The sequence below is a fragment of the Bradyrhizobium sp. UFLA05-153 genome (assembly GCF_054185185.1).
Genome location: NZ_JBBIAM010000300.1, coordinates 1 through 1,947, shown reverse-complemented (window position 1 = coordinate 1,947; position 1,947 = coordinate 1). Strand labels below are relative to the sequence as shown.

Below are 1,947 nucleotides of genomic sequence, written 5' to 3'. Positions count from 1 at the left end.
GGCTCGAAGCGAGCCAGTGCCTCACTGCTCGTGTAGATGCCTGAGGACGGATTTTTTATCTGTGACAGAAATCACCCACCGAACGTCCCTTCGCCAACTCGGAAGCCGCAGCACGGAAGCTGGTCGAGATCGCCACTAGCATCGAGCCCGTGCAAGGCGGTCGCATCTATATCGAGAAGATCAACGCGCCTTTCCTCTACACGCTGAAGGCCAGCGGCGAGGAGTTCGGCGCCGGCATCAAGCACGCGCGCGCGCTGAACAGATGGAAGCCAAGCCCGGAGGTCCCGCCGCACCGCAAGCGAACGAAGGCCCATCGACTCGTGAGGTGAATGCGCGGCCTCAATTCAGCTTCCGACGAAGCTTCCTGATGATCTCCCGCAGGTCGCCAGCGTACTCCTCAATAACCTGCAAGGCCTCTGCTGAGCGCGAAGGATCGGGGGGCGGCGCTTCCCGTTTGTCATCGTCTGCTGCCATGTCTCGATGATCGACGGAAAGCTTAGAAATGTAATTCAGTTACGTTAAAGGCCCGCCAGCACGTACCGGCGGGCCTGTCTCTCCGTCACCGCGTCAGCCGCACGCGTGCGCTGCCAGGCGCTGGCGGTTGCGCCTTTGTGCGATCGTCAGGAATTTACGCAGGTAAATGCGCCCGGCCTGCACCCGTGACACTTTATGACGAGTAAGAATGTGGGGGGTGATTTGGCCCTGCACTTTACTCGCGTTGATACCTCACGGGACGAGCTCGAAATATGGATGGCGAGCATCGGCGGATTTTCGTTCGTGATCAGCAATGAAAGCCGTACCGGTCCCGGGCTTCACGGACAGCCCGGCTTCATTGCCTCGTGGCGGCCCATCCACCTGAACAGGCCGGCAATCAAAATTGCTGGGTCTCCCTTCAAGACCTTCGCCGAAGCCGAGACTGCCTGCGAGGCTTTTCTGGTACACCTGACGCAGTAACGAATGGACCTAAATGCGATCGAGCGCGATTTCCTGAGACGGCTAGCTTCCGAATCCTGGTGCGCTCAGACGCCCAAGAGATTGATAATTTGCCGATATCTCCCGGTGCCGCTTTGATCGCGGTATGGTTGGACCTGTCCACCAAGAGAACCGTACACCGCCTGGTCACCGCCCGGTCGAGATAACCTTCGCCGACATGCGCGAGATGGGCGTGCGCGGCGTCCTGGTCTATTGCGCCGACCACCGTTGCGGCCATTGGACGACCCTGAGCGCCGATCGCTGGCCGGATGAGGTGCGCGTGTCCGACATCGAGCCTAGGTTCACCTGCTCTGCCTGCGGCAGGAGCGGTGCCGATGTCCGGCCGGATTTCAACTGGAATAAGCCAGTGTACGTCTGCGATGGGTTACCGTTGAGGTCCCTCTGCCTCACCGTCGGGCTGGATATTTCGCGATCATTCGATTCTCATGCAGTGCAGCAAGGGCGAACTCTATTCGAAAACCTCGTCGGCGAGTGCCAGCAAGGTGGAAGGCACGGCAATGCCGAGCGCTTTGGCGGTCTTGGGCTAAGAGTTCTTGATTGGACGTTGAAGTTCTAGTGAGCCCAAACAATACTAGGTCGACCGGAATAATCCTGTTCAGGAGCGTCCCGATGCATGACGTAAGGGAAAAGCAACGCGAAGCCCGCCGGAAGATCATTCGCCAATGGGCGAAGCTTCCGAAGGATAAACGGCAGTCTATGGAGGGGATTTCTGAATTCGCCAGGACCGCCGCTCAGCAGAACGAGAACGCATTCGTCCGCAGTCATCGCGATCCGTATCAGAAGATCATGGGATGGCTATTGCCGCGTGCTCATCTCTGAACGACTGAGTCCTCTGCACATCCTTCGAAGGCGACACCGGGTTCTTCAGCTTGACCCGATGTGGCGAACGGCCCGCGCGATTTAGGGAGCAAACCACGCACCTTGTCGCAGACATGTCGCTGCGCTGGCCGACGT

Annotated in this window: 4 protein-coding genes; all 4 read left to right on the top strand. The window is 58.9% G+C overall.

The window, feature by feature from the left end; translation table 11 throughout:
* Positions 1 to 149: 149 nt before the first annotated feature.
* On the top strand, positions 150 to 329 hold the full coding sequence (locus tag Q2941_RS51515; RefSeq protein ID WP_458197525.1) for a hypothetical protein: 180 nt from the start codon (positions 150 to 152) through the stop codon (positions 327 to 329).
* A 421-nt stretch (positions 330 to 750) separates the two neighbouring features.
* On the top strand, positions 751 to 954 hold the full coding sequence (locus tag Q2941_RS51510) for a hypothetical protein (protein ID WP_371260609.1): 204 nt from the start codon (positions 751 to 753) through the stop codon (positions 952 to 954).
* A gap of 124 nt (positions 955 to 1,078) precedes the next feature.
* Complete coding sequence (locus Q2941_RS51505; RefSeq protein WP_458197524.1) at positions 1,079 to 1,549, top strand: hypothetical protein; 471 nt, start codon at positions 1,079 to 1,081, stop codon at positions 1,547 to 1,549.
* A gap of 53 nt (positions 1,550 to 1,602) precedes the next feature.
* Positions 1,603 to 1,812 (top strand): hypothetical protein, encoded by a 210-nt coding sequence (locus tag Q2941_RS51500; RefSeq protein ID WP_254112512.1) that lies wholly within the window; start codon positions 1,603 to 1,605, stop codon positions 1,810 to 1,812.
* Positions 1,813 to 1,947 lie beyond the last annotated feature (135 nt).

What these genes read in the sequence shown, in the direction of transcription:
- Q2941_RS51510 (WP_371260609.1), top strand. Translation starts at nt 751, where the DNA reads ATGGCGAGCATCGGCGGATTTTCGTTCGTGATCAGCAATGAAAGCCGT.
- Q2941_RS51505 (WP_458197524.1), top strand. Translation starts at nt 1,079, where the DNA reads ATGGTTGGACCTGTCCACCAAGAGAACCGTACACCGCCTGGTCACCGC.
- Q2941_RS51500 (WP_254112512.1), top strand. Translation starts at nt 1,603, where the DNA reads ATGCATGACGTAAGGGAAAAGCAACGCGAAGCCCGCCGGAAGATCATT.